Source organism: Allorhodopirellula heiligendammensis, from assembly GCF_007860105.1.
Lineage (GTDB): Bacteria > Planctomycetota > Planctomycetia > Pirellulales > Pirellulaceae > Rhodopirellula > Rhodopirellula heiligendammensis.
Genome location: NZ_SJPU01000001.1, coordinates 1913714 through 1936903, shown reverse-complemented (window position 1 = coordinate 1936903; position 23190 = coordinate 1913714). Strand labels below are relative to the sequence as shown.

General features: G+C 55.9%; 20 protein-coding genes. 11 read left to right on the top strand and 9 right to left on the bottom strand.

The features are described from left to right. Positions 1-79 precede the first annotated feature (79 nt). Positions 80-1324: a Na+/H+ antiporter NhaA gene (nhaA, locus tag Poly21_RS07365; RefSeq protein ID WP_146406939.1), complete on the bottom strand. Its 1245-nt coding sequence runs from the start codon at positions 1322-1324 to the stop codon at positions 80-82. A 139-nt stretch (positions 1325-1463) separates the two neighbouring features. Further along, complete coding sequence (locus Poly21_RS07360; protein ID WP_302117982.1) at positions 1464-3743, bottom strand: bifunctional SulP family inorganic anion transporter/carbonic anhydrase; 2280 nt, start codon at positions 3741-3743, stop codon at positions 1464-1466. 680 nt (positions 3744-4423) lie between these two features. Between Poly21_RS07360 and Poly21_RS07355 the strand changes: the two genes are divergently transcribed. The 3 genes from Poly21_RS07355 to Poly21_RS07345 all read left to right on the top strand — a co-directional run bounded on the left by Poly21_RS07355 (position 4424) and on the right by Poly21_RS07345 (position 5674). Next, positions 4424-4699, top strand: coding sequence for a hypothetical protein (locus tag Poly21_RS07355; RefSeq protein WP_146406223.1), 276 nt, complete (start codon positions 4424-4426; stop codon positions 4697-4699). A 142-nt stretch (positions 4700-4841) separates the two neighbouring features. Beyond that, positions 4842-5039, top strand: a complete 198-nt coding sequence (locus Poly21_RS07350) for a hypothetical protein (RefSeq protein WP_146406222.1) — start codon at positions 4842-4844, stop codon at positions 5037-5039. Between the two features lie 236 nt (positions 5040-5275). Further along, positions 5276-5674: a GreA/GreB family elongation factor gene (locus tag Poly21_RS07345; protein WP_302117978.1), complete on the top strand. Its 399-nt coding sequence runs from the start codon at positions 5276-5278 to the stop codon at positions 5672-5674. Positions 5675-5947: 273 nt separating this feature from the next. Here Poly21_RS07345 and Poly21_RS07340 read toward each other — a convergent pair whose 3' ends face one another. Then, positions 5948-6832 (bottom strand): DUF6159 family protein, encoded by an 885-nt coding sequence (locus Poly21_RS07340; RefSeq protein ID WP_146406220.1) that lies wholly within the window; start codon positions 6830-6832, stop codon positions 5948-5950. A 356-nt stretch (positions 6833-7188) separates the two neighbouring features. Between Poly21_RS07340 and Poly21_RS07335 the strand changes: the two genes are divergently transcribed. Continuing rightward, complete coding sequence (locus Poly21_RS07335; protein ID WP_302117975.1) at positions 7189-8271, top strand: DUF481 domain-containing protein; 1083 nt, start codon at positions 7189-7191, stop codon at positions 8269-8271. 67 nt (positions 8272-8338) lie between these two features. Here the strand turns inward: Poly21_RS07335 and Poly21_RS07330 are convergent, their stop codons facing one another. Then, positions 8339-8761, bottom strand: a complete 423-nt coding sequence (locus tag Poly21_RS07330) for a hypothetical protein (protein ID WP_146406219.1) — start codon at positions 8759-8761, stop codon at positions 8339-8341. Between the two features lie 22 nt (positions 8762-8783). Then, positions 8784-9734, bottom strand: a complete 951-nt coding sequence (nadC, locus tag Poly21_RS07325; protein WP_146406218.1) for a carboxylating nicotinate-nucleotide diphosphorylase — start codon at positions 9732-9734, stop codon at positions 8784-8786. 77 nt (positions 9735-9811) lie between these two features. Here nadC and Poly21_RS07320 point away from each other — a divergent pair, with 77 nt between their 5' ends. Beyond that, entirely contained in the window at positions 9812-10363 is a 552-nt protein-coding gene (locus Poly21_RS07320; protein WP_302117972.1) for a hypothetical protein, read from the top strand. A 31-nt stretch (positions 10364-10394) separates the two neighbouring features. After that, complete coding sequence (locus tag Poly21_RS07315; RefSeq protein WP_146406217.1) at positions 10395-11399, top strand: hypothetical protein; 1005 nt, start codon at positions 10395-10397, stop codon at positions 11397-11399. 73 nt (positions 11400-11472) lie between these two features. Here the strand turns inward: Poly21_RS07315 and Poly21_RS27225 are convergent, their stop codons facing one another. Together Poly21_RS27225 and Poly21_RS07305 are read right to left on the bottom strand one after the other, a co-directional pair. After that, a complete protein-coding gene (locus Poly21_RS27225) occupies positions 11473-11670 on the bottom strand; it encodes an SMR family transporter (protein ID WP_302117970.1) in 198 nt (65 codons plus the stop codon). 123 nt (positions 11671-11793) lie between these two features. Further along, positions 11794-12387, bottom strand: a complete 594-nt coding sequence (locus tag Poly21_RS07305) for a redoxin family protein (RefSeq protein WP_302117968.1) — start codon at positions 12385-12387, stop codon at positions 11794-11796. Positions 12388-12835: 448 nt separating this feature from the next. Here Poly21_RS07305 and Poly21_RS07300 point away from each other — a divergent pair, with 448 nt between their 5' ends. After that, on the top strand, positions 12836-14371 hold the full coding sequence (locus Poly21_RS07300; protein ID WP_146406216.1) for a hypothetical protein: 1536 nt from the start codon (positions 12836-12838) through the stop codon (positions 14369-14371). A 6-nt stretch (positions 14372-14377) separates the two neighbouring features. On the opposite strand, the gene Poly21_RS07295 is transcribed toward Poly21_RS07300, so the two are convergent. Then, on the bottom strand, positions 14378-14920 hold the full coding sequence (locus Poly21_RS07295; protein ID WP_146406215.1) for a ferritin: 543 nt from the start codon (positions 14918-14920) through the stop codon (positions 14378-14380). A 344-nt stretch (positions 14921-15264) separates the two neighbouring features. Between Poly21_RS07295 and Poly21_RS07290 the strand changes: the two genes are divergently transcribed. Further along, entirely contained in the window at positions 15265-16380 is a 1116-nt protein-coding gene (locus Poly21_RS07290; RefSeq protein ID WP_146406214.1) for a tRNA-uridine aminocarboxypropyltransferase, read from the top strand. Here Poly21_RS07290 and Poly21_RS07285 read toward each other — a convergent pair. Beyond that, complete coding sequence (locus Poly21_RS07285; protein WP_146406213.1) at positions 16331-17083, bottom strand: thioesterase II family protein; 753 nt, start codon at positions 17081-17083, stop codon at positions 16331-16333. The two genes, Poly21_RS07290 and Poly21_RS07285, sit on opposite strands and share 50 nt — an antisense overlap. 186 nt (positions 17084-17269) lie before the next feature. On the opposite strand from Poly21_RS07285, the gene Poly21_RS07280 reads away from it, so the two are divergent. The 3 genes from Poly21_RS07280 (at position 17270) to Poly21_RS07270 (ending at position 23038) form a co-directional block, all read left to right on the top strand. Beyond that, positions 17270-19441, top strand: coding sequence for an AMP-binding protein (locus tag Poly21_RS07280; protein WP_146406212.1), 2172 nt, complete (start codon positions 17270-17272; stop codon positions 19439-19441). Positions 19442-19706: 265 nt separating this feature from the next. Further along, complete coding sequence (locus tag Poly21_RS07275) at positions 19707-21218, top strand: sulfatase family protein (protein WP_146406211.1); 1512 nt, start codon at positions 19707-19709, stop codon at positions 21216-21218. A gap of 257 nt (positions 21219-21475) precedes the next feature. After that, complete coding sequence (locus tag Poly21_RS07270; RefSeq protein WP_302117964.1) at positions 21476-23038, top strand: alpha/beta hydrolase; 1563 nt, start codon at positions 21476-21478, stop codon at positions 23036-23038. Positions 23039-23190 lie beyond the last annotated feature (152 nt).

Genomic DNA, 23190 nt, shown 5'->3' with positions numbered 1-23190 from the left:
CCATGTTTGGCGTCTGCTCCAAAATCGAGTGGTTCGATTTTCTACGCTCTCACGCGACACGGTGCTAGGACTGCTGGTGCTAGGACGCCCGGTAGGAGGACGCCCGGTACAACAGCCCCATCCCCAGCATCCCGCTGATAGCTGATCCTGCGAGGACACCGATCTTGGCGGTGTCCTGCCCGTCGGCGCCGAATGCGAGTCCGTCAATGAACAGTGCCATCGTAAATCCGATCCCTGCGAGACAACTGCCGGCGATGAGCATCGACCACGGCAGTCCAACTGGAAGCTGCGCCCAGCCGATGCGGATTACAATCCAGCTCAACAGCACAATTCCCAAGGGCTTGCCCACTACCAAACCTAGAATGACGGCCAGCGCCACCGAATCACTCAGATTGGATAACTCGATCGGAACCCCCGCATTTGCTAAAGCAAAGACGGGCATAATGAAGTAGGCACTCCACGGATGAAGGGTCATTTCCAGGTATTCCAGCGGTGATACGGTCTCACGACTGATTTGTTGTAGTTCCTTGACCGCCTCAGCGCGATGGCTTCGTGTCGACCACCGACCACTTTCGAACTCGAGCTGTTTTTCATGCAGGTATTCGCGAAACCGCTCGGGAATCAAGACGGGCTTCGCAGGAGTCATCAAGCCGAGAATCACACCTGTCAGCGTGGCGTGAATTCCCGATTCGTGGAGCGCATACCAGGCAATCGCGCCGGCAGCAATGTAGGGCGGAAAACGGCGGACGCCGATCCTCGAGAACAGCTGCACCACGCCAATACTCAGCGCCGCCAAGACGAGAAATCGACCGTCGAGTGATTCGGTGTAACCGATGGCGATTACTAAGATCGCACCGATATCGTCGACAATGGCGAGTGATAGCAGTAGCACCCGCAAGCAGTGAGGGACTCGTGGTCCCAGCAATGCTAAGCATCCAACGACAAATGCAATGTCGGTCGCCATCGGAATTCCCCAACCGCGCATTCCCGGTTGCCCGTACTGGATCGCTAGGTATAAACCCGCTGGGACGATCATGCCCCCGATTGCCGCAGCAATCGGAAGCGACGCTTGTTGCCAGTTCGATAAAGAACCATGTACGATCTCGCGTTTGACCTCCAGTCCGATCACGAAGAAGAAGATCGACATGAGACCATCGTTAATGACGTGGTGCAGTGAATGATGAAACTGCCACTCGCCAAAACCGATTGATATGTCGGTCTGCCAAAACTCCAGGTAGGTTGCCGCGAATGAAGTATTGGCGGCAACCAGAGCGATCATCGTGCAAAACACCAGCACGAGCCCGCTGGTTGCCTCCACGTGCATGAATCTCGCGAGTGGACGCAACAGCCGGTCGATCGGCTGAAACGGCAACGGAGGTCGGGGATCGTCTAACAAGGTAAATCCATCATGCTAGCGGCGCGGACTGGAAATTGCTTTCTTGTACACTGGCCAATGATCGCGATCAGCCGATCGATTGCAAAGTGTCCCGGTCCTTCCATTCATCGCGTGTACTGAGGGGACGAAGTTCATCTCCGAGGAATTTGACACTGCCCGACTTGACGTCATACATAGCGCCAATCACCTTAACACGACCTTCGTCCACAGCGCTGCGAATGATATCGCTGCGGGAAACAATTTGATTCGCAGTGTGCTGAACGTTCCTTTCAGCGACACTATCTACAAACGCTTCAAAGTCGTCGGCAGGCATCTCGTTGAGTTCCTGTGATCCGATCGACGGCATGCTGGGCGCAATCTCATCGACAATGGCTTGAAGATGCTGGCAGCCTGTCGCTGTCATCGCGTCCGTCCCACCGGATACCAGCTTGACCGACGAAGTGACCGCACCGCAACGGGTATGGCCTAATACAACGAGCAGCTTCACACCGGCGACGCCGATTGCGTATTCGAGACTACCGAGAGATTTTGTTCCAACGACGTTGCCCGCGACGCGCGCACTGAAAATGTCGCCAACACCGAGATCAAACACGAGCTCAGCTGGCACGCGTGAGTCGATGCAACTTAACACGGCCGCCAGCGGGTTCTGGCCTTCGGCAGTCGCGCCGACCTGCCGGCCGAGATCACGATTGAGTCGTGTTCCGTCCACGAAACGGCGATTGCCAGCACGCAATATGTCGCAAACCTGATCCGCTGTCATCCGACCTTGTAACTCACGACTCGAATAGTCTGCGAAATGAATCTGATCCTGCAATTGATAACGAGGCCGGAAACCTTTCAGGCTCACGGCGATATCTCGTGCCGGTGCTACATCATCCTTAAAGTCACGGATCAAACTCAGGACATCCGGATCGATGTAGTCTGACTCGGTTGCATCAATCAAAAGTTGGCTACCTGGCTTCGCTTCGTTGAGAACGCGATCAATCGCAGCCCGATTGAGGAAACTAACCTGATTCGCCAGTTCGATGTGGGTCAGGTCTCCATCTAAGTGTGTCTCTAGAATCGTACGAATCGGTCGACGCAGGTTGCTGTTGAGAATGAACAGTACGCTTACTGCCAGTCCGATCATGATCCCAACCAACAAGTCAGTCATCACAATTGCGATCACCGTGATGATGAATGGCAGGAACTGATAGCGTCCTTGGTCCCACATCTGTTTGAACAGCTTAGGGCTGGCAAGTTTGAACCCGGTAACCAACAAGATCGCTGCCAGGGCTGACAACGGAATCATATTCATCACTTGAGGCAAGATCGCGATGCTTAGCAGAATCAGCGCCCCATGGAAAATGGCGGACATCTTCGTTTTAGCTCCCGCGCCAACGTTCACACTGCCGCGGACGACGACCGAGGTGACGGGCAATCCGCCGATCAGACCGCAGACCATGTTGCCGCAACCCTGGGCAATCAGTTCACGACTCGGCGGCGAGCTACGCTTTTCTGGATCAAGTTTATCGACCGCCTCCAGGTTCAAAAGCGTTTCCAGCGACGCAACAACCGCAATCGTCAACGCGGCGATGTAGATCGCAGGATTGATCACCTGTGAGAAGTCCGGAAGTCGCAGGAAGCCGACGAACTCCGACAGACTCTTGGCCACCGGAATCTGCACCAAATGGCTGGTGCCAATCGCCCAGTTCTCAGACATGCCGCTGAAAGCCAGGCTCATGCCGACCCCGAGTATCACGACGAGCAGAGGGGCGGGGACAAGCGACCTTTTCAGGACGGCAATGCGATCCCACGTGAGTAGGAGCGCCACCGAGAGCAGTCCAATGACCATCGCCCCGAGGTGAATGTTGCCCGCGACAAGTGTCAGCAACTCTGAAAACGTATTTTCGTTATTGGGTTGATGAAACGACATGTCACCCTCTGGATCTGCATCGTGACCAAAAACATGCGGAATCTGTTTCATAATCAGGATGATTCCGATCGCCACGAGCAGCCCCTTGATCACACTCGAAGGAAAGAAGGCTGATAGCGCACCGCCACGAGCGATGCCGAACGCGATTTGGATGATACCCGCGACCACAACTGCCAATAGAAAGGCCTCGAAGGAGCCCAGCGTTGCGATCTGTGCGGCGACAATCGCGGTGAGCCCCGCCGCTGGCCCGCTGACGCTGGTGTGGGAACCGCTGATCGCGGCCACGACCAATCCGCCAACCACTCCCGAGATCAACCCCGAAAACAGATCGGCACCCGAGGCGAGCGCGATGCCCAGACAAAGTGGGAGCGCGACCAAGAAAACGACGAGACCCGATACGAGATCATGGTAGATGTTTGATTTTGAAAGCATAGGATTTTGTGAAGACATTGAAAGTCCTGTCAGTGTCAAGATTATCGGTGAGGGGTATCCAGCGGAAAGTCATGCTGGCATTCAACTTCGACGGCCAGCGAGAAGCGTGATTCAGACAACCCGAGCTCGCAGACTTCGGGATGCGAGATTGTCTTGCCTACTCATGGCGACACGGAATGCACGCTCGCAATTGCTTTGGCCAATCAGTGAGGGCAATGCCATTCGCAAACCACTGCGCCGCGTCCGCAAACATGGATGACGATCAGTTCGGTGGTTAAGCTCCAGCAGAACGCAAGCTCAACAATCAGCGATTAGGTTCCCTGTGTTGAGACTGAACTCTCAGCTTCGGACGCGTGCGTCAAATCTCGCTAAGGCGGTTAGCGTGATGGAAAAGTCCGACGGCGGCCTAACAGCGAATAGGCGCGAGAAAGCCGTTGGCAAGTCGATGGCCGACGAGGGGCAGTCGCGGAATCGTCATCCCAGAATGACCACGTTTGGGAATGAGAGCAATCGCGGGCGATGTCCCGAGTGTACCCGACCGAAACGTGCGTATGCGCTTCACCAGTGATCCAGGCAGGAGCTGATGGCACCCTGGAGTTTCAGCTTCAACTTCATTGTTGATAATCGTTCGTGACGCCGTTGCTGTAATCCCCATACTCGCGCACGAAAAGAATGCGAGCATGATGACGCAAATCATCTTGCTGGGCTTGATATCTCGCGTGATTTCTAGAAAGGAATTCACTCGTGCGGGCACCGGTCCAGGACGACAAAACGAGAGTGGCATTGATACCAAACTCTTTGAGGATTCTAGCGTGCGGGAAGGTTTCAGCAACACTAGAAATCCGTTCTCAACATTGGATAAGAGTGAAAAATCTAAAGATCAATACTTAATGCATGAACCTGAAGGGCATATCGTCAACCTGGGTTTACACGGGAAACTTCAGTTGACGCGGTAGGCATTATTATTTTGTTTTCGAAGCGTGCTCTTCATGCAATGGAGGTATTTCGCAGTCTTCGACACACGGTGGCATGCGCGTTGCGTTGAGTATCCCTGCACACAATGCAACTCTCTGTTTCATGCCTTAAGGAGTGTCAGCCATGTTGATGCGAAATCCGGAGTACCAAGTCAAGAATGCTGTCGAGGTCGACGATGCGCTCGGCCATGAGCAAGCTCTCAATACAAGTTGTGAGGTCGGAGATTCGCTTGCTGCAAAACCGCATGCGGAACACTTGATTGGTCAAATCACGTTGATTCTCCTGTTCGCGCTCGCTGTACTTCTGCAAGCCATCGCTTGATCGACCAGTAGTTCGATCTCATCCAGTTGACGTCAGACGAGCAAACTGCCTGTTGATTCACGAACCAGACGCGCTACCGAGGAGGTCCATCTCGTCTTTTGCGTGCGTATGGATTGAGTAGTTGTGCGTCCGGATACCGAAAGCAATTGACGCAACAGGCTGCTGAGCAGTCTACCATTCCCTTTTTGACAACGTACTTTAAACCTTTCTTCATCATGACACCTCGAATATTTGCCTTGACTCGAACCGATCGTCAGCGGCTGGAGACTCTACTCGACAGCCATTTTGTCGAAGCCATGTGGGACGAGCGTGCACACCTCAGCAACCTGAAGGAAAAGCTAGAGGCCGCGACCGTGGTCGATTCCCGCGAAATGCTCCCGGATATCGTGACCATGAACTCGACGGTCAAACTGTTCGACATCGACCGCCGAGAGGCGGAAACATTTACGTTGGTGTACCCCGAAGAAGCATGTATTGCCGAGGGAAAGCTATCGATTCTCTCACCACTCGGGACAGAAGTGCTCGGTCGGCGTGTCACCGAACGCTTCTCGCTCCAGGTCCTAACCGTAAAGACTCGAAAGAGAGTTGAGAACATTTCGTTTCAACCCGAGCGGTCCGGAGTGTTCGGATTGTAGGATTGCAAATGCGCAGGTTGGACGGAATGACTAAAGCTACCGTCGTTGCGTAATTGACCTTTTTGCAATTCGAGCAATCATTCGATCGGGGTCATCGCCCGGGCTGCACGGATGGGCTGCGAGGTAACGTACGCACTGACGGCTTCATCTCGAGATGCATGCACGACGCTGTGATGTGAATCCCGTACGCCGTTCGGAGTTGTTGGAAGATACGCCCAATAAGTAGTTGATATCCAAGCTTGGGACGATTCCTAACCGGTGGCGGGCCTGCGATCAGGCTCGTCTGAATGCTGCTCGTAGAGTCGAAGAATCGAACGCTGCCGGCGCCTGACCGCTGGCGCCGTACATGTAGACAGCTGCTTGAATAATCGCCGATAGGGCGCTAGATACCAGTGAAACGATGAGCAGTCCGGCTGAGCCGATCGCCACCAGCGTGATGCCGATCACGATCATTTGATTTCCAGCTGCTACCGCTCCTGCGACAACCAAACCGATGCAGGGCAGCATCGCGAGAAAGCTGAAGAATCCGATACTGCTATTCCCAGCGAGTGCCTCGCCCCATGAACTCTTGAGGATCTGCGTCGAACGCTTGACCGCGTCGATTGGCCCCAGCCGCTCAATAACGAGGACGGGTACGACGAAGAAGGTGACGGCCGACCATCCCATGCCCAGCAGTCCGACAACAAACTGACCGACTCGTTCGCTACGACTCTCGATCAAACGCAGCGCAATTCCCACCGTAGCACTAACAAAGGCCCAACCAGCGATTTGTGGCAACCTTGCCATGGACGCCGAAAGTCCCTCGCTGATTGTCGGCCGTTCCCCGTAAAATCGCTTCACCGCACAGGCGATCAATGCGCTGTTGAAGAAAACGATCACAAAGTAATTCGAAAAGTAGAATGCAAACAAGCCGGCCCAATAGATGGGGTTGCTCGGGGGGGCAACTTCGCCAGAGTCACCGCTCTCCGCCACGTCGACGCCAGCCTGGGTGACCTGCTCGAGCACGCCACTGAGCAAGAGCGGCACTGCAAAACTCGCCAGCACGAATAGGCAGCAGATGCCCGAGAGCAGCGGAAACACCAACAGATGCTTATCCGTTTTGAGCACATCCCAACTCTGTCTCGCCAAATGAAATCCAGTAGCAAATCGTTCGAACATGGCGTGCAGCTTAAAAGGAGTGGTGTTCGCCCGCCCGCGGAGCAATTCGGCTGGGACGGGACTGGAGCAATCGTACCCCTCATTGGAGTGCTCTGCAATCTTCTTCCAGCGTCAGACGGCTAAGTGCCCAAGCGGTGACGCCTGGGGCGACGCGAACCTCTCTTTCCGTCATCGCGCTGCTTTGTTAGTTAGAGCGATGATGCGTTCTCATTGAATCCTCTGCTTGATTTTTTTCGGAAGCCATGCCCAGCCACGATAGTCACCGCCGGGCGAGACGTACGCACTTCCCACGTTTGCCATTGGTCTGTTTGTTGTGGATGTTTTCAGTGGGGGCGCCCCTCTGGGCACAGCAATCCTTGCCTGCCCCAATTTTGTCCTCGCCTCAGACCTCTTCCGTACCGGGCTGGCAGTCGGGAAAATCGAATTGGAACGGCAGCAGTTATGAAACACTGCCCCCACCGCCTGCGGTAACTCCCACCTCGCCATCGCCAACACTCGCACAACCCGAGCTGCCGGCGCGGTGGAACGAGAATTTCGGCTTGTCGGAAGCGCCCGTGCATGCCTCCGTGATTGAGGAGTTGCCGTTGGAGGACGCGGTGGGCGTCCCTAGCGAGATCGAGTTGACCGATCCGTCGGGAGTTTCTGCTGGCGAAGATGCGGATCGAGAACCGGAGAGCTTCAGTGATCTGCCAATTGGTGCAGCACTTGCCGAGGCCGCCGATTTGGAAGAACCACCGCTGGAAGAGGAAATCGTCCAGTGGTACGAAATTCCCTGGCGATGGATTTCCAAAGGCTGGACCAGCCACGCTGAGCTTGGGTTGAACGGAAGCTCCGGAAACGCGGTCACCTCTGCCATTCAAACCGGGTTGGAAATGAACCGCAAAACGGATATTTACACCCTCGGGATCGATTTCAACTATCGCCAAGCTAGCAATCAGAAGCGAAATACTGAGAACAATGCGCGTTTGAACATTGATTATGACCGCCTGTTGGGTAAATCGAAGTGGACTTCATTCGGCAAAATCGGCTTCGAGTACGACAAATTCAAAGCCTTTGACTTGCGGCTAAACATGAATGCCGGTTTCGGCTACTATTGGCTTCGCAATGACAAGGTGAATTTGATCACCCGTACCGGTTTAGGTGCGTCGAGAGAATTCGGGGCCCCCATGGACGAGTGGACGCCTGAAGCAGTGTTGGGTCTAAGCTACGACCATCAGCTATCAGAGCGTCAAAAGGTTATTGGGAAACTGGATTACTTTCCGAGCCTGCGAAAAGCGGGGGATTTCCGCGTCGTGACCGACCTCGCCTGGGAAACCTTAATCGACACTGCCGAGAATCTTTCGCTGCGTCTCTCCGTAACCGACCGATACGACAGCACACCGCAAGGGGCGCTGCCCAACGACGTGTACTATGCCGCCCTCCTGCTTTATAAATTCTAATCCGACGCGATGGAACCATCTCTCGTGCTTGGCAACGCCAGGGGAGCGGGAGGAGTTCGGTCTAAGTTTACGCTTCGCTGGACAGATCAAGATGGTCGCCCCGCAGAGACGGTGGAGGACTCGGCCGCGAGTACCCCGAAATCGATTGGCGACCTTTCTCGTCGCTGTTGAGCGTGCCACGAAGCTGCGCCAGATTCTTCTCACACACCAATTCGCGCGAGATCAGCTCGCGGTGCATGGCATCGCATTCTCGGTGTAGCCGACGATGACGATCCGACACCTCGGGTGGGGGGTGATGCGATGCGACGTTTCGTTCGAGCTTCCGTGTTACCGCTAAAAGTCGCTCAACGCACAATTGCTTGTCGGACAGCAAACGCATCAGTTCGTTCATGTGGCCGCTCGCAATGACGAGCTCTTGCCTCTTGGTTAGCTCGAGTAACTCGGCGAGAAGCTCGTGGCGATTTTCGATCATGGGTTCCAACTCGGTCATCGGCTGCCTTTTCGAAGTGCGTCTAAACCCAGTCCATTCCCAAGTCCAACGATGTCGCTTGATGGGTCAGCGCTCCGCTGCTGATTCGGTCCACGCCCGTTGCGGCAACGCTGGCAATCGTGTCGAGGGTGATATTCCCAGATGCCTCGAGCTCGACGGCGACGCCTGAAGCGTCGCGTGCCGCTACGGCGGTGCGTAGGTCGTCGAGTGAAAAATTGTCCAACAGGATAATGTCGATACCGCTGAGGAGGATCGTTGCCATTTGATCCAACCGATCGACTTCAATCTCAACAATTGACGGTGCGACGAGATGCTTCATCATCCCACCCCGCATTGCCACTGCTCTCCGGGCAGCCTCAGCGGCACCTAAAGGCATCTCATCGCTATGGCCCGCTTCGCGAGACTGCCCCAAGGCCAAATGATTGTCTTTGATAAGGAAACCGTCAAACAAACCCGTGCGGTGATTGTGGCCTCCTCCGCATCGAACGGCGTATTTTTCTAGCCGTCGCATCCCAGGGGTTGTCTTGCGGGTATCGTACAGACGAGCATCTGATCCCTTCAGCTTCTCGACATACCGGTTCGTCAGTGTCGCGATTCCGCACAGCCGCGAGAGCAGATTGAGCGTAACTCGTTCACTCGTCAGGAGATCGCGTGCAGATCCCGCTAAGCGGACCAGCGGGGTCCCGGGCGCGAATGTTTCCCCTTCAGCGATGAGGACTTCGACGTCCAGATCTGCGTCGAACTCATTGATGATCCAAGGTGTCAATGCGATTCCTGCGGCAATCCCATGGGCTCGCGAGACGATCTGGCATGCACCTCGGCGCTCCGCATCGATCATCGCGAGCGTGGTCCAGTCGACTGCGACATCGAGGTCCTCGGCAATCGCCAGCCTAACGAGTTGCCGTAAGTCATTTTCGAGACGTTCGTCGATCTCAACAGGGGTATAATCCGCTGGAACAGGTTGGGGATTCAACGTCGACCTTTCGGTAAGGAGTGTCGGTTTGGTACTAGCATCTTTAGCGGCATCTCGACGATGCCTGCGACCTCGGAATGATGAACATGATAGGCGAATACAAGATTAACCGTACCACCCGTCGTTGCAGCGTCGGTAATCGACCGTTGCTGCCGGGGGAATATTATTACAGCGTGGTAAGCGGTGATGACGAGGAATTCCGGCGCGTCGATATCGCTGCAGACGCGTGGACGGGCCCTCCCGACGGCTGCATTGGGCATTGGAAGAACCGAGTCCCACTTCCGGAAGAAAAAAAACGGGAACTGGCTCCTCCCGAGGTCCTGATCGACTTACTGCGATCGATGGCCGATCAACCAGCCATGAGCAAAATGCGATACCTACTCGCCCTGATGTTGCTGCGAAAGCGGCACCTAAAACCCTATGAAGACGCCACCCTCATCCGCTCCGAGCCGGAGGCCAAGGACCAACCGGCGGCAGACGATGAGGCCGTTCCCGGCAGGGACCGTTTGCAATTGGAATCGAATATCGATGGTTCGATCCTCACGATCGAGGTAGCTGACATTGCCTCGACCGAAGCGGAAAGCCTACAAGAGCAACTCGTCGACCTGCTTTACCGCGAAGTGGAATGATCCAGATTTGGCAAGGGAGCCTGATTACGCAATGCATGATGCACGCACCAGCACGACCCTGGCCACCGTCGCGGCTCTCTGTCTGATTCTTTGCGGCGGTTGTCCGCGGACGGTGACAGTTGCCAACCTGCCGCCTCCGCCTGTGGTCTTACCTGAAACACCTGATCTGGCCTCACTCGCAGCTGCAGTCAATCGTACCGACGCTATCCGGGAGCTGTCCACGAACTCCGCCACACTTGATGTGCTCAGTATGACAGCAGTCCCCAAGCTCACGGCGACGATGCACCTCCAGCGTGATCGGAACTTTCGGCTCAAGGCTAGCGTGCCTCTCATCATGGGCAGTGGCATCGATCTCGGTAGCAATGCCAATGAATTCTGGTTCGAGGTCCCCGAAAAAATGTCGCAAACTCTCTATTACGCCAATCATGAGCAGTACGCTAGTAATCTGGACCGAGCGATTCTTCCAGTCGATCCAAGTTGGTTGATTGACGCCATCGGTCTGGCCCGACTCGATCCAAGCACAGTGATTGCAGGGCCCGTCACCCGTCCAGACGGATTGATTGAAGTCCGCAACGCGGTGCAAACCGCGGCCGGTACCTACCAACGGGTCTGCTTTATCGAGCCCTCTGCAGGCTATATAACGCACCTGTTTCTGTACTCTCCCGACGGTCGTTTGGTAGCCAAGAGTTTCGCAAGCGAACACGAGTACTTTGACAGTGTTAACAGTGTGCTGCCGCACCGGGTGAAAATCGAGCTATTTCCCGCCGCAGAACCCCCGCTCGCGATGCAGTTGCAAGTTGCCACTTATAGCATTAATCAGCTGCTCTCAGGCGATCCACAGCTCTTCACAATGCCCGCCACTGGCAATCGAGTCGATCTGTTGCAGATGACTGGCCTACCACCGAGCGGCAACTACGTGGGAACATCGAACTCGTCGGCATGGGCCCAGCCCACAACGACATCGGCGGGCACACCTAGTCAGTACAGCGCTGCCGCACCCACGGGGCCTCCGCTGCGAGGCATTCGCTACGAGTAAGCACGCTCACCAGAGAATGGGATGGAGCCACCGACTGGTGAGGACGGGTGTTGAGAGAGCCCGCGAATTAGTCTCAAACCAGCTTCCAGCCGACAATTCCGGCAACCATCAACGCGATGCAGGCGACACGCATCGCTGAGGCTGGCTGACCGAGAAATACAATATCAAGCGTTGCGGTCCCGCCGGTACCGATGCCTGACCAATTCAGGAAGCTTGTGCCGATCAGCGACTCCTCTATTGTGATTGCGAGGCAGAAGGAGCGTGCAACCATTGTGGCTCGATTAAACACTCGGCCACAATTGAGTCCTGCACTCTCTATCCTCCAAGCCAATTGCCTAGACAATCTCCAGGCAACCAGCGATGACCAAATAGACCCACGCGATGACTTAGCTCATTACAGCGCTGCCAGAACGTCAGTGGCGCTCACACGTCCACGGTGACTGTTACTGACTTTGACGAACGTTATCTTGCCTGACTCATCCACGACGATGGTTGACGGGTAGGCCGTCTCACGCGGTGCATCCCAACGCAGCCCATAGGCGTTCGTAAATTCGTAGCCGGGATCCAACAGGAAGGTGAACGGCTTGGGTAACTTCGTACCGTGTAAAAACTCATCGGCGTGTTGCGCCAACTGTGTTTTCGCGCCAGGGTAAATTAACAGAACGCGGGCATTTTTCGCCGCAAACTGGTCCGCGTGTTTAATCAAATCAGCAACCTGGGCCGAGCACGCTGGGCACTGGTATCCGGGGTAGCCGCGCAGTACGACCACGACTACCGCGCCGTCGGCATTCACTTCGCTCAACTCCACTTCGCCGGAGAGCTCTCCAGCGACCGCGGGAAGGCGGAAATTCTGGGCAGGCTCCCCTTTCTGCAACTTCGCCGCTGCTGCGCCTGGATTGTCCACAGAGGACTGCGCGAACGCGGGGACAGCAACAGTGGTTGCGAGCACAAACGAGCACAGTGCGATTCGCATGATTCGAGCTTTCAAGGGACACCTCATATCAAGTAGTTAGGGAGGGAAGGTGAGGCAAAGTTCGCCGCCGCAGCATAACGTCGCCACACACTGCTGTGCAAATGGCCATCTGTTCCTGCGGTCCGCCATTGCTCCGTTGCCTGTCTGGAGGCTGGGCCCGTCTGACGTACTTGATACGTTTAAAACCTAGCCTGCCGGGTGTCGTCCTCGGTCCGAGGTCGCGATCGCAAGCCCAGTGAAGTGAGCCCAGAGAAGTGAGCCCAGAGAAGTGAGCCCAGAGAAGTGAGCGCAGTGAAGTGAGCACTTGATCGTGTCGTGGCCAGATACTTGCCACCCCCTTGCGACGATGCGGGATCACGTCGCAGGTAACAGAATTTGATTTTATCGCGACCGATTCACCAAAAGTGTAGAATGCCGGTGCAACGCTCAGCGAGTTCCGTATCAACGTATCTGGAGACTTGAGATGAAACGTCCTCACAACATCAACGAACGACGCGGGTTCTTGAAATCAGCTGGCCTGGCCGGCGCAACATTATCCATGACCGACTTTGGCTTTTTAGGGCGGCTTCCCGCTGTGTCTGCTGCCGATACGAAACTGCCGTCCAATGCAGTGGAGTTTTCTCCTGACATCGAGCCGTTGGTGCGCCTTCTGGAAGATACACCACGCGAGCAGGTGGTTGAAACGTTTGCAGCCAAAATTCAGTCAGGCACGAGTTACCGAGAGGTCTTGGCCGCGTTGCTGTTGGCGGGGGTGCGGAACATTCAACCGCGTCCGAGCGTTGGCTTTAAATTTCACGCCGTCTTGGTTGTGAATTCGGCGCACTTGGCCAGTCTCAACTCTCCCGATTCGGATCGATGGCTACCGATTTTTTGGGCACTTGACTACTTCAAGTCATCGCAGGCCCGCGATGTGCAGGAAGGCGACTGGACGATGTCCGCAGTCGATGAAGCCAGTGTGCCACCTTCGCACCGCGCGAAAGATGCATTCCGTGCGGCGATGGACAATTGGGATGTCGACGCGGCCGACACGGCGATCGTCGCCTTGTGCAGGACCGCAGCTGCGGCAGAAGTTTTTGACATGCTCGCCCACTATGGTTGCCGGGACTACCGCAGTATCGGGCATAAAGCAATCTACGTGGCCAATGCTTACCGAACTCTCCAGTGCATCGGTTGGCGATACGCCGAACCTGTGCTTCGTTCCCTGGCCTACGCACTGCTCAATCACGAAGGGCAGCCCAATCCCGCTACCCATGATTTGGCGCCTGATGCGGCTTGGCGGGTCACTCAAGAACGACTCGCCTCTCTCCCCGCAGAGTGGAGTCATGGCCGTCTCGATGCAGGAGCAACCCGCGACCTACTTGACACGTTGCGCACAGCGTCACCCAGCGACGCCGTCGCAGTTACGGCTGATCTGATGGTTAGCGGGGTTGCTCCTCAGTCGATCAATGATGCACTATTTCTTTCCGCTGCTGAGATGCTCGCACAGCAACCGGGAATCGTGTCATTGCACGCTGCGACAACGACCAACGCGTTGCAGTACGCTTACCGAACCGCTTGCGGTGACGAAACTCGGCGTGAACTTCTCCTGCAAAACGCCGCCTTCATCCCGTATTTTCGGGAATCCATGCAGGGGCGAGGCAATGTTGCAGCAAAGCGGATAAATGTATCCGACGATGCGGGCGAGTCCGATGGCGCAGCAAGTGTGGATGAGATCTTTGCGGCAGTGTCGAGCGATCGCTCACGGGCTGCTGCGGATATGCAGGCGTTCTTGGCTTCGGGCGGACGCCCTGAGTCGCTCATTCACGCCGCCCGCCGTCTGGTCTTCCTGAAGGGCAACGATGCCCATGACTATAAATTCAGCTCAGCCGCGCTCGAGGATTTCTACGCCGTCTCGCCACAGTTCCGCAACGCGTATCTAGCTAGTTCCGCATACCTATTGCCAGGCAGCAAGGATCGTGACAACGGCCTCGTAGATCGAGTTCGAGACGCCCTGGCGTGATCCCTGCTAGAACTCTTCCTCTCGCGGCAGGGTAGCCTCCTGGGGCGAACTCGCAGCATCGCGGTCGAATTCGTAAATCTGCCCGTGACCATCTGCGTGGCCCGTCGCCAAATTGTACTTGTCGAGCAGATCGTTCACGAGCGTTTCCTCTTCGATTTGTTCCTTAACGAACCATTGCCCAAAATTGAATGTGGCCCAATCTCGTTCCTCATGAGCAAGATGCACGATTTCATCGATCTTCTGGGAGTTGTCGATCTCGTGTTCGAGAGCTTTTCGCAGGCAATCGCCCATGTCTTTGGGATCCGACGGGGGCGCGTCGATTGCCGTAACGCGGGCGTGCCCTCCGCGATCGTTGATGTATTTGAGGAATTTAAACATGTGCTTGCGTTCCTCCTCCATGTGCCCGTACAGGAAATCAGAAATTCCAGGGAACCCGTTCACTTCGGCCCACGAAGCGTAAGCCAGATAAACCTGTGCCTGGTAGGCCTCTCGATTCATCTGTTCGTTCAATGCCGTTTCCATCGCATTGGAAATACGTTTCGTCTTCATCTTCGGGCTCCTGTTGTTCAATTAAAGCATGCGAGATTCCACCGCACCTGAAGTCACTCGAACGCTCGAGCCAGCACGCAGACATGTGTTGACAGGCTAGACACTAACCATGTCCAGATTGACGAAAGCACTTGACGCACGTTTCGAGGCCGCGTCATTCGAGGCGATGTAGCCTCCGAGGAACAGGATGCGGGGAACGATGGCCAGTTCTGTATGCAAATGGTGGGCCAATCGTTCTGTGCGCAAATGGTGGGCCAATCGCAGGCTGTCCGCTGACAACCACTCCCTATGTGCGAGCTTTGGCAGCCTGACGCCGAGCGGAGTGTTCGCTAAGATCGTGCGGCATGCAACCGACCTCCAACCGCTGCCTCCGCTGTTTCCGCCCTCACCCACTCTGCTTTTGCGATTGCATTACGCAGATTGAGCACCGTACGTCGGTGGTTATTCTGCAGCATCGACGTGAGCGATTTCATCCGTTCAATACGGCCAGAATCGTCAGTGAGTCACTGCAACAGTGTCAACTTTTAGTCGCTTACAACGATGAACTTGCTCAGCAATTTGAGACGCTGACACTTCACGATGATGTTGGTTTACTTTATCCGGGCCCCCACTCCGAATTGCTGAGTGAACTGCCGCCGCCGCGTCGGCCGAGCCAATTGGTCGTCCTCGATGGGACGTGGCACCAAGCCAAGACGCTTTATCGCGACATCCCTCGGCTGCACGAGCTCCCACAGTATCGACTGGCCCCGACATCACCTGGCCGTTACCGGATTCGTCGAGAGCCGAACGAACACGCCCTCTCCACGCTCGAAGCGACCGTTGCAGCCTTAATGGATCTCGAACCTGAAAATGAAGCATTGGCCGGCTTAACGAAAGTCTTCGACCGCATGATCGGTGATCAGTTGAGGGAGACGACCACCAATTGGCGTCAGAACTCGCGTCGTCGGCGAGGGTCGGCGAATGTCCCACGCATTCTAACGGGTGACTTGAAGAATATCGTGGTCGCCTACGGAGAACGCGAGTCGGGCCTGCCTCGCCCGATTTACTGGAACGCGATGCGACTCGGAAACGGAGAACGCTTTGCCTGTGCGATCGAGTCAGATGCCTTTGAGGATGACCAATTGATGCATCACCTCCGCCTCGATCGCCATGTTGTGAAGAATGCCGTTAGCATGGATGAGTTTTGCAAACGGTGGCGAGCTTTCGTGCGCACTGGAGATCGCATTGCGCTGCAGCACCATGGGACTGCGGATCTGCTGCGCAGTGTCGGCGCTGATTTCGTGCCAAAGGTGATCCTGAAGTCCATCAACGTGCCGGCTTCCATCAAGAAAAAAAATCCTACACAGTCCTCGCCGGAGGGTTCGCGTGCTCAGGAGCGGCTGCAGACGGCCGTCGATTACGTGTACCGGCTCAACGCGATGTATCGTGACTCAGCATCGCCAATTGTAATACCCGATTAATCTGAGTCAGTGGAAAGAAGTGATCCCCCGGCAGCGTCTCCATTGCGAATGGTCCGCGGGTTCGCGTCCGCCAACCGTGCATCTTCGCGGCGCTCGCCCGTTCATCGTGTGATCCCGCGATTGCCAGAATGGGAATATCGAGGACAACGTCTTGATCGTCTTGGTAGGACTCTAACAGTTTCAGGTCGTTCCGAACCGTCGGTAACAAGAGTTCCATGGCTTCTTGGTTCGCCCGCAACGATGGCGGGATGCCCCCATAGCGTTGAGCAAGCTGTTCGGCAAAGTCCCGGTTGTTCAAATGGACGATCGAGTCTCGTTGAGAGATTTGATCTGGTGAAGCAAGAGCCATGGTCACTAAGCGATGCGGTCCAATGGTTTGGGCAGCGCAAGATTTCGCTAGGCAGTATGCGAGCAGGGCACCAAAACTGTGGCCCACAAAGATGGGAGGCCGAGCGAGTCGTGGCAGTTCTGAAACAAGAATCGTGATCAATTGTGACAACGAGTCTGGCATCTCCTCGGCGAATCGCCCCTCGCGACCAGGCAAAGCGGCCGCGAACAGATTGACGGGGGGTGGCAAAGCCCGAAAATGCCGTATCAACGGCGACGCACTGCCACCCGCATGCGGAAACCATATTACCGTTTCAGCCGAGTCGACTCGTTCACCGATGCGGCGGTACCAGGGCGAAGAATGGGCAATCGTCATGTATTTCGGAGATATCCGCAGGGTAATTGGCGAATCATGCGATTTTGTTTTGCGAGCTCGTTCACTTTTCAGTTGCTTCTACGGATCCTATGCTATCGCATGATCAATGAATGAACGCTCTCATTTTTGCCACCGATTTGCTCAAGAGCTGTTTTAACCGAAATCACCTCTGACAACCTACCGCTCATGCTTCGGAATCCGGCCTCGGCTGCTCAAGTGACGTCCCATTGGCCGTCGTTACCGCATCTGCTCAGTGGGCAGGCTCAACGACACCCTGATCGTCTCGCGTTAACCTTCGTCGAAGATGATGGTCGTCATCGGACATTGACCTACGCAGGCCTGCACGACCGCGTCATGGAGCTCTGCGGGCGAATTGGGGAGGTGATGGGAGAGCGAAGTCCGCCTGAGATTTCTGGGCGTGATAAGTTGCCCGACGAGATCATGGAGCCGCATTCGGGAGAGCGGGCGATCTTACTGTTTCCCCCAGGCCTGGAATTCATCATTGGTTTTTTTGCGTGCCAGTACAGTGGGCTAGTGCCGGTGCCTACCTGTTTTCCAAAACGGGGCCGGGCGATGCCGCGGTTGGAATCCGCCGTTCATGATTGTGCACCGAAACTGCTTCTCGCCGATGCCGAAACACTGGCTGGTATCGATCCCAACCGAGTCAACGCGGCGGTGAACTCGCTACCCTCAGTGGCGACCGATGCGATCGGAGGCGATCAGTGGACGGCTGATGTTTCCGCCAGGTTGGCTCTGATTAAGACCACAGATTTAGGACTGCTTCAGTATACCAGCGGTTCGACGAGCGAACCGAAAGGCGTCATGGTTTCGCACGCGAATTTATTGGCTAATCTAGAATCGATTCGCCGCGCTTTTGGTCTGCACCGGAGTGATCGTGCCGATGAACCTCATTGTTCGGCTGTATTTTGGTTGCCACCGTTTCACGACATGGGATTGATCGGTGGAATTCTCGAGGCTGTTTTCCTCGGCGGTCATACGACCCTGATGTCCCCACGTTCATTCCTGGCCAAGCCGATTCGATGGCTTGAGGCAATTGCCCAATCAGGTGCGACAATTAGTGGAGCTCCTAATTTTGCGTTCGAATTATGTTTGGATCGAATTAGCCGTGACCAAGCCGCTGGGCTCGATTTGAGCCGCTGGAATGTCGCGTTTTGTGGCGCCGAGCCCATTGCTGTCGAAACGCTCGACCGATTCGCTGCTCATTTTGCAGTCGCGGGCTTCCGGAGCAATGCCTTCATTCCATGTTACGGCTTGGCCGAAGCTACCTTGTTGGTTGCCAGCAGTCGCGGCAGCTCCATCGTGCCTCGCCTCCTGGTTGATCGCGACGATTTATCTCGCGGGCGCGCCACGCCGGTCCCTGACCATCATCCGCCAAACCAGACGCGGACTATTGTCAGTTGTGGCGAGCCCTGCGCCGGCATGCAGATCGAGATCATTGCGCCCGATCGCCGAACCCGTCTCGACGAAGGTCAAATTGGCGAAATCTGGTTGCAGGGCGAGTCCATTGCCCAAGGGTACTGGAAACGTGAGGGCGTCAACTCCCATCAGTTCGACGCACATATCGCCAATGACGATTGTGCGGGTGGCTTTCTACGCACGGGCGACCTCGGTTTCATTCGCGATGGTAGCCTGTATGTAACCGGCCGCTCGAAAGATGTAATCATTCTACGTGGGCGAAATCACTTTCCGCAGGACATCGAAGCCACCGTTCAACGGGCGCTTGGTGATGACATGGTGAAATGCGTTGCTCTGGCCACGAACGCCTACGTTGGTGAAGCACTGTCGATCGTCGTCGAGCTTCCACGTCATATCGATGGTACGCTCCTTCCGAACCTCGTACGTCGCGTGCGAAGGCAGGTGATTGAGGAGCACGAGATCGATCCGCGGCAAGTCGTGTTGACTCGTCCCGCTGCGATTCCCGTTACCACAAGCGGAAAGGTTCAGCGGTCGGCGTGTCGTCAGATGCTCGAATCCGATGAGATTCCCACCCTCTATGACTGGTCGCGTTCGATACTGATCGACCAGGGGGTCTCCGAGCAATTGCCGGCATTGCCGCAGCGAGTTGACGAGGACTCTCGCGACGCTGCGAGCCAACAGATCCAAGCCTGGATGATGGCTTGGCTGATCCATCGGAGCGGGATGGATCCGCGAGATGTCGGCCCCGAAACCCGCTTTACCGATCACGGGCTCGATTCCATGGCGGCAGTGGAGTTAAGCGGCGAACTGGACGATTGGCTTGGAGTTGAGCTGACACCTGCGGTAGCTTGGAACCATCCCACTCCCGCAACGTTGGCCGCCTATCTGGCCGATGAAATGGCGAAAGCGACACCGCACTAAGGCACATTCCCGAACGCGGGCAGCCGAGGCATCCACAACCCAGTCGTTTGTAAACACCTCTCGCCCGTGCGTTGCCTGCTCGGTATGACATCACGTCGAGTCGCGTGCGCGCGACTTCCGGCAGGGCAGTCGATACGTTTCGTTACGGGCTTTGAGTGAGAACGCCTGTTCAACCCGCCGCACCCTACATTTGGTATCGTGTTGATTTCTCACCTTCCGCCGATAAATCGTGAAGTCGCGTGTGCCAATCATGAAAGTCCAGCCAATGAACCTGATTATCATCCTGGCCATCGTTGTTTTGCACGGCTGGATCTTCTCCCACAACGCCTTGGCAACCTCGACCTCTCCGAATATCGTCGTGGTGCTCGTCGACGACATGGGGTATGGCGACCCAGCTTGCTTCAATCCCAATTCGAAGATTGCGACTCCGCACCTCGACGCAATTGCAAAGTCAGGAATGCGATTCACCGATGCCCATGCGCCGGGGCCGCTATGTCATATGTCACGCTACGGATTGATGACCGGGCAATATCCGTTTCGCACTGACGTCAGTGTATGGCCAACCCAGCCACTGATCGTCGACGACCAAATGACGATCGCGTCACTTGCTCAAGATCAGGGTTACCACACCGCAATGATTGGGAAATGGCATCTCGGCTTCCGTGAAGAAGGGTACGATCGAGCGCTGCGAGGTGGCCCGATTGACCGTGGATTCGACAGTTTCTATGGAATTCGCGCGTCGACTGATATCCCCCCGTACTTTTACATCCGGGGTGATCGCGCAGTCGAGCCGCCCACCGAAAAGATCCTCGCTAACCGGACCGATGGATGGTCACCGATTCAAGGTGCATTCTGGCGTGAAGGCGGGATTGCTCCCAACCTCGACCTCGCCGATGTCCTTGAGCGATTCACCGACGAAGCGACGCAGGTCATCACGCAACACGCCGCTCGTCAAGCGAACAAGACCGCAGAGCAAAACGCGAAGCAGCCCCTGATGATGTATTTGGCCTATCCCGCGCCTCATACACCCTGGCTGCCGTCAGCGGAATTCGTGGGTAAAAGTGGGGCTGGAATGTACGGAGATTTCGTGATGATGGTCGACGCGCAAATCGGCCGCATCTCGCAATCACTTCGCGACGCGGGGATGGAGGAGAACACGCTTCTCATTGTGACGTCTGATAACGGGCCCGTTTGGTATGATGAGGATAGAACCCGATTTCAACACGACGCTGCGGGCGGCTGGCGTGGTATGAAGGCGGATGCGTGGGAGGCCGGTCACCGAATGCCGATGATCGCAAAATGGCCCGGCCGTGTTGCCCGTGGCAGTCGCAGCAAGCAACTCGTTTGCTTCACCGATTTTCTGGCAACCTTTGCCGATATTTTTGAGGTGACCCTGCCTGACGACGCCGGCCCGGATAGTTTTAGCTTCCTGCCCGCTCTGCTGGGAAATGATACGCCAACAGTGACGTCCCGTCAGGAACTCGTGATGCAGGCAGGAGGTGTACGTAACATGATGGTGATCCGGCAAGGCAAGTGGAAGCTGATCAACCAACTGGGCTCGGGCGGATTCTCAAAACCCAAATTGCTACCACCCACCGCTGACGGCGTCACGGGGCAGCTCTACGATCTCGAGTCGGATCCTGCCGAAATAGAGAACCTTTTCGCCAAACATCCTGAGGTCGTGCTCCGCTTGCAGTCAACTCTGAATGAGATCTCTCGACGTAAACGCAGTCGCTTGCCTCCGCCCACGCCGTCGCGCAACCCGTCGAGTAACTAGAATGCGAAGTGGGGCAACGTCGCCTCTACCAGCTTCGCCCTTCCTCCTGTGACCCGGCAGAAAGCTAGATCATGCGTTTGGCCGAGAACGGTTTGTCGACGATCCTGAACTGGAGTCGACGATCCCGTATGGGAGTTGTATGACCTGAACCAATACCCATGTTAGGGGGGAAGGCCGGAATCGATGTCGACGGCAAACTTGCCGATCCGCTACAACGATCGCATTCGTTACGGAAACATTCGCGTGGAAGGATCCCCATGGCCGCCCCTCGAAATCTCAACTGGCTTGTCGGGTTCGCAATCTTAGTCGCGGTCGTTGGCTGTTCGCCCAACCCGTCGAGCGAACGGCGACCTGCGACGCCCGAAATTGAGCTGCCTCCCGAATTCGCATCCACCCGTGCATCGGTTGAGAGGTCTGATCCGCAGGCAAGTATCACCAGCCCCATGTCGCTGCCTCCGGCCACCGCCGAGAGAACAGTGTTTGCCCAGGTTGCGCCTGTGGAGACTGACAGCACCATTGCGGCAGACAGCATTGCCGTCCCCAATTTCCAGGCAGACCCATCCGCTCGGCGTTTGCCGGTCATCCCGGAGGGAAGCGACGTTAATGACAACGGTTATTATAGTGTCGACGTGCTGTATGCAACGGATCGAGCACAGAACCCACTTTCATTGGACGCATATCAACTCGCCGGCCAACGTCAGCTTGTTGGGACGCTCGGGCTCGGGGGCGCTGTTTCGAGTGTGCTGTGCTTGATTGCGTGGCTCCTCCGTCGCAGTGCCACCGCTAAACTAACTGGCGGATTGGCGGCGGTGCTGTCCTTGATCGCTGGCGCCACCTTCTTTGCGGGCGCCGCAACCATCGAAAAGCACGGTGTCACCTACACGGACGATCGGGGCACTCTGGTTCGGGGCGTCTGCCAGGTAACGATTCCAAAGTCACATACGCGTGGCAGCGTTGAGCGACCCAGCATTTTAAAGTTCGAAGTTGCCGAGAATCAAGCCCAGCACATTGTGCTAACGAGCGTCACGGAGCTTCCTGCGGACGCCTTTGGAAATCGACTCAACGACGAGCTGGCATGGGCAGAGCAACCCGATGTGCTGGTGTTTATCCACGGTTTTAATGTTGATTTTGAATCTGCAGTCCTGCGCACGGCTCAGATCTCCGTCGATCTTCCCTTTCAAGGGGTGCCGATTTGCTACTCATGGCCCAGTCAGGGCACGCTGCTCGGATACCCTGTCGACGAAAATAACGTCGCTTGGACAGTTGGACATCTGAAAGAGTTTTTGACCGATCTTGCGGACCATAGTGGTGCGAAATCGATTCATGTTGTCGCCCACAGCATGGGCAATCGAGCCATGACGTCAGCAATGCAACAAATTGCATTCCAGCGTCCCGCGCAGGAACCGATCTTTGACCGGGTGGTACTGGCAGCACCGGACGTCGACGCCGATCTCTTTCGTAAGGACCTTGCCGGATCATTAACCGAAGTTGCCAACCAGGTGACGCTGTACGCCTCCTCAAACGATCAGGCGTTGATCGCCTCGAAACAGGTACACGGGTATCCCCGGGCCGGCGAGTCTGGAGAACGAGTTGTTGTGGTGCCAGGCGTGGAAACGATCGACGTTTCTGGGATTGATCTAAGTTTGCTCGGCCACAGCTATTACGGCGACAGCGAGCCCATCTTAAAAGATCTCTATGATGTGCTGCTCTCCCGGTTGCCCGCCCCCGAACGCAGCTCACTGATCACCCTCGGCCAAGCGCCGCGACACTGGTGGCAGCTCCCAATCCAACCCAAAATTGCCACAGGAACACGGCGATAAGTGTGCAGGGAAGCCTCGTTTGGCGCTGGATAGGTCTGGGATGCTGCCGCGTTGAAATCTCATTTCAGTCAAATGCTCAGTAAAAATGCGGGCTGTTAGCCACCAAAACGCCAGCGAACCTTTTGCTCGGTCCTGGCGTCTGATACAATAAT